This window comes from Phenylobacterium sp. (genome assembly GCF_036723115.1).
In the GTDB taxonomy this organism is placed as follows: domain Bacteria; phylum Pseudomonadota; class Alphaproteobacteria; order Caulobacterales; family Caulobacteraceae; genus Phenylobacterium.
The window spans coordinates 1-4,893 of record NZ_DAIMHV010000184.1; the positions used below are offsets into that span (position 1 = coordinate 1).

Consider the following 4,893-nt stretch of genomic DNA (forward strand, 5'->3'; position numbering starts at 1 on the left):
CTCCAGCCCTGCGCCGGGCCCGTCCACGAGCTCCACATCGCGGGCCTGGAGCACTTCACCGCAAGCGGCGCAGCGATATTCCGGGGTGAAGACCTGGCCGCAGGCGTGGCGCAGGCGGTGCGCGGGCTGGCTGGGGTCCAGGAACCAGCGCCGTTCCCAGCGGATGATCATCAGGGCCGCACCGAAGAGGTCGCGGCCCATCTCGGTCAGGCGGTACTCCTCGCGCACCGGCCGCTCGCTATAGCGGGCCTTCTCCATCACGCCGACGGCGGTCAGGCGGCGGAGGCGATCGGTGAGGAGGCTGCGCGCCACCCCGATCCGCCCCTGGAAGTCCTCGAACCGGCTGACCCGCTGGAAGGCCAGATAGAGGATCATCAGGGTCCAGCGGTCCCCCAGCAGGTTCAGAGCCCGGCTGGCGGAATCGGCCTGGACCAGAAGCCCGCCGCTGGCCGCCTCGCCTGGCGGGGAGTTACGCGTCTCGACCATCAGCACTCTGAAATATTCAAACGGCGCAAACGCTTAGAGGCCGACACTTCCTTGTCAACCCGGCCGGCGATCACGCCTCAGGCTCGGGGCGCGCCGGTTTCGGCGGCCAGGGAAAGAAGGGCGAGGTGCGGCGGACATAGTCCTCATAGCCCGGCTTGCGGCGGCGCATGCGGCCTTCCACGGTCGGCATCCCGCTCCAGCGAGTCAGGGTGTAGACCAGATAGGCTGGCCCGACGATGGCGAACAGGCCAGGGGTGGTCTCGGCCGCCACCAGCCAAAGTCCCCACCAGACACAGGCGTCGCCGAAGTAGTTGGGATGACGGGTGTAGCGCCACAGGCCCTTGTCCAGCACCTGACCGGCGTTGTCGGGATTCTTCTGAAACTTCACCAGCTGCCAGTCAGCCAGGCTTTCGAACAGAATGCCGAAGATCGCCAGCCCCGCCCCCACATAGCCCAGGACGCCCAGGGCCGCAGGCTCATCGGCCACCTGCCCCAGCTGCACCGGGAGGCAGACCAGCCAGAGCAGCGGCATCTGCAGGGCGAAGACCAGGCGAAAGGAGGCGTAGCCATAGTTCCAGCCCCGCTCGGCCTTGGCCTTCTCCATCATGCGGACATAGCGGCGGTCGGGGCCGTGGTCGCGCCAGCGCCACAGCAGATAGCCCCCCAGGCGCACCCCCCAGGCCGCGCAGATCAGGGTCAGCACCAGCCGGCGCTCGGTATCGCCGCCGGTCTGAACGAAGGTGGAGCCCGCCACGGCCACCATGCCCAGCGCCCAGAGACTGTCCACAGGCGTGGGATCGCGCATGGCCACACAGGCCGCCCAGGCCAGAATGAACAGGACCAGCACCACCGCGGCGTTGATCGCCAGGATCGTCAGGATTTCCAGCATGTCTCCCCCCGCCCCGCGACGGCGGGGTCCATGTAAGTCTTTCTATGAAAGCTACTGGAGCGATCGGCCGGCCGCAAGGCTCGGGGCCGCGCCCGGTCGGCTTCAGGCGCCGGTTCCCACCACCAGGCTCACCGTGGTGGTGGTGGACCCGCCGATGTTCAGGGTCTGGCAGGTGCGCGCGCCCTCCACCTGATAGTCGCCGGCTTGACCCGTCACCTGCTTGCAGGCGTCCAGGGCCATGCGCACACCCGTGGCGCCCACGGGATGGCCCAGGCCGATCAGCCCGCCCGAGGGATTGATGGGCAGATCGCCGCCCATCTCGATGCGCCCCTCCTCCACCGCCTTCCAGGCCTCGCCGGGCGCCGTCAGGCCCAGATGATCGATGGCCATATATTCGGTGATGGTGAAGCAGTCGTGGGTCTCCACCACGTCGATCTGCGAGAGATCGGCGACGCCGGCCCGACGCCGTGCATCCTCGATGGCCCGGCGGACCTGCGGGAAGACATAGGGCTGATCGGCGCTGGCCCGGACCTTGGCTTCATAGGAGATGGGCGCGGAGCGATGCCCCCACCCCTTGATGCGCGCCAGGCTCTCCAGGGGCACGCCGCGCCGGGCGGCATAGTCGGCGGCCCTCGCCTCCGACGCCAGGAAGATCACGGCCGCGCCGTCGGTGACCTGGCCGCAGTCCTGCTTGCGGGTGCGCCCCTCCACCACGGGATTGGCCTCGTCGTCCTCAGTGAAGCTGGCCTCGCCGAAGGCCCACTGGCGGGTCTGGGCGTTGGGATTGCGCTTGGCGTTGGCGAAGTTCACCTGGGCGATGCGCATCAGGTGGGCGGGGTCCAGGCCGTAGCGGCGCTCATACTCGTCGGCCAGGTCGGAGAAGGCCCGGGGCCAGAGGAAGGTTGCGTCCTCGAATTCATGGCCGGTCCAAGCCGCCGCCCCCAGGTTCTGGGCCGCCTGCTGGCCGGAGACATTACGCATCTGCTCCAGCCCCACCACGCAAGCCAGGTCATAACGCCCGGCTTCCAGCTCGGCGGCGGCCGCCAGGATGGCCACGCTGCCCGAGGCGCAGGCCGCCTCGTGCCGGGCGGTGGGCAGGCCGTCGAAGTCGGGATGCACCAGGCCGAAAAAGCCCCCGAGCAGGCCCTGGCCGGCGAAGAGGTCGCCGACGAAATTGCCCACATGGCCGGTGTCGATGTCGGCGGGCTCCAGGTCCACCGCGGCCAGTCCCTGACCTACGGTCTCCGAGAAGGCGTCGGCCAGGTCCATGCCCTGGCGCGCCCAGTTGGTCGCAAAATCACTCTGCCAGCCGCCGAGAATATAGACCACCTGTCCTCCCTCCGGGCGACCGCCCGTGTATTGCCTCCGGGCGCTGGCGCCCGCGCCTTGTTAGTCTGATTATACAAGTCTCTCCGCCGCCTGGCCAGGGCGCTCTCGGCGGGCGTGGCGCAGGCGCCTGGCGCCCGGCCTGCGCCGGGTGCGGGGCTTGGCGCCGGGGCCGCAACGTGGCATCGGTCGCGCCCACACGCCTTGCGGCATGATCCCCTGTTCCGCTGCGCGCCCCGCAAAGGTCGCGACAGGAGATGAAACCGCTCGACGATCTCTTTGTTTTTGCAGGGTTCGCCGGTTTAGCTCAGCTGGTAGAGCAGCGGTTTTGTAAACCGAAGGTCGCGGGTTCGAGTCCTGCAACCGGCACCACCCGTCACCACGGCCCCTGACCTCAGGCTCAAGGCCCCGATAAGATCGCCCACGCCACGGCGACCACTGAAAGAAGATTCTCCATGTCGTTCCCCGCCACGCACCCGGCGCTCGCCCGCGCGCTCCAGGCGCAAGGCTATGAAGCCCCGACCCCCGTCCAGGCCGCCGTTCTGGAGGCCCCATCGGGCCAGGACCTGCTGGTCTCGGCCCAGACCGGCTCGGGCAAGACCGTCGCCTTCGGCCTGGCCGCAGCCTCCGCCCTGCTGGGCGAGGCCGAGCGGTTCGAGGCCGGAGCCGCCCCCCTGGCCCTGGCCATCGCGCCGACCCGTGAACTGGCTCTGCAGGTGGCCCGCGAGCTGACCTGGCTCTATGCCGAAACGGGCGCCCGCATCGTCACCTGCGTCGGCGGCATGGACGCCCGGCGCGAGCAGCGCGCCCTGGCCGCCGGCTGCCACATCGTCGTCGGCACCCCCGGACGTCTGCGTGATCACCTGGAGCGGGGCAATCTCGACCTGTCGGCCCTGAAGGTGGCCGTGCTGGACGAGGCCGACGAGATGCTCGACCTCGGCTTCCGCGAAGACCTGGAAGAGATTCTCGATTCCACGCCGGTGGAGCGCCAGACGCTCCTGTTCTCGGCCACCATCGCCAAGGACATCGTGGCGCTGGCCCGTCGCTATCAGCGCGAGGCCCAGCGGATCGACACCACCCGGCGCAACGAGGCCCATGGGGATATCGAATACCGGGCCGTGCGCGTGGCGCCGGGCGAGATCGAGAAGGCGGTGGTCAACCTGCTGCGCTACTTCGAGTCTCCCGGGGCGATGATCTTCTGCGCCACCCGGGAGTCGGTGCGTCACCTCTATGGCGCCCTGCGCGAGCGCGGCTTTTCCGCCGTCCAGCTCTCCGGCGAGCTCAGCCAGAAGGAACGGGCCGACGCCCTGCAGGCTCTGCGCGACGGCCATGCCCGGGCGTGCGTGGCCACCGACGTGGCCGCTCGGGGCCTGGATCTGCCCGACCTTGGCCTGGTGATCCATGCGGAGCTGCCGGTGAACAAGGCCGCCCTGCTCCACCGCAGCGGCCGCACCGGCCGGGCCGGGCGAAAGGGTGTGTCGGTCCTGGTGGTCCCCTACACCCGCCGCCGCCGGGCCGAGCAGCTGATCGCCGCGGCCGGGGTGGAGGCCCAGTGGATGGGGCCGCCTTCGGCCGACGAAATCCGCAGCCAGGATCAGGCCCGGCTGCTGGGCGATCCCATGTGGAGCGAGGCGCCCACCTCAGAGGATACGAGCCTGGCCCAGACCCTGCTGGAAGAGCGCGGCGCCGAGGCGGTGGCCCAGGCCCTGACGCGCCTCTACCGGGCCCGCCTGCCGGCGCCGGAAGAGCTGTTCGACGATGTCCGCGATCGCTCACCCGAGCGCGGCCCCCGCGCCGAACGCGGCGAACGGCCTGAACGCGGCGAGCGTCCCGACCGGGGCGAGCGCGCCCCGCGCGCCGAGGCCATGGAAGGCGGGACCTGGTTCCGCCTGCCCGTGGGCCGCAGCAAGAACGCCGACCCCAAGTGGCTGCTGCCGCTGATCTGCCGCATGGGGCATGTGACCAAGAAGGACATCGGCCAGATCCGCATCTTCGACCGGGAGACCAAGTTCGAGATCTCGCCTGAGGCTCTGGACCGGTTCACCGAGTCGGTGGCGGCCCTGGGCGACAAGGCCGAGATGCGGGTGGAGCCGTCCGAGGCGCCCGGTGCGGCCCCGCCGCGGCGGGCCGGACCCAGGCCTGGACCCGGACGCCGGGACGAAGAGCGCGGTCCCCCGCGCCCGCCCCGCGCC

Annotated in this window: 4 protein-coding genes and 1 tRNA gene; 2 read left to right on the top strand and 3 right to left on the bottom strand. The window is 70.3% G+C overall.

Annotated elements, in window-relative coordinates; genetic code table 11:
- From V7D28_RS13910 to V7D28_RS13920, 3 genes are all read right to left on the bottom strand, one after another.
- Positions 1-486 (bottom strand): winged helix-turn-helix transcriptional regulator (locus V7D28_RS13910; RefSeq protein ID WP_333587984.1); only part of this gene is annotated, 486 nt, incomplete at its 3' end.
- Positions 487-556: 70 nt separating this feature from the next.
- A complete protein-coding gene (locus tag V7D28_RS13915; protein ID WP_333587985.1) occupies positions 557-1,375 on the bottom strand; it encodes a DUF1295 domain-containing protein in 819 nt (272 codons plus the stop codon).
- A 102-nt stretch (positions 1,376-1,477) separates the two neighbouring features.
- Positions 1,478-2,704, bottom strand: a complete 1,227-nt coding sequence (locus V7D28_RS13920; protein WP_333587986.1) for an acetyl-CoA acetyltransferase — start codon at positions 2,702-2,704, stop codon at positions 1,478-1,480.
- A 293-nt stretch (positions 2,705-2,997) separates the two neighbouring features.
- Between V7D28_RS13920 and V7D28_RS13925 the strand changes: the two genes are divergently transcribed.
- A tRNA-Thr gene (locus V7D28_RS13925) sits at positions 2,998-3,073 on the top strand.
- 83 nt (positions 3,074-3,156) lie between these two features.
- Positions 3,157-4,893 (top strand): DEAD/DEAH box helicase (locus V7D28_RS13930; RefSeq protein WP_333587987.1); only part of this gene is annotated, 1,737 nt, incomplete at its 3' end.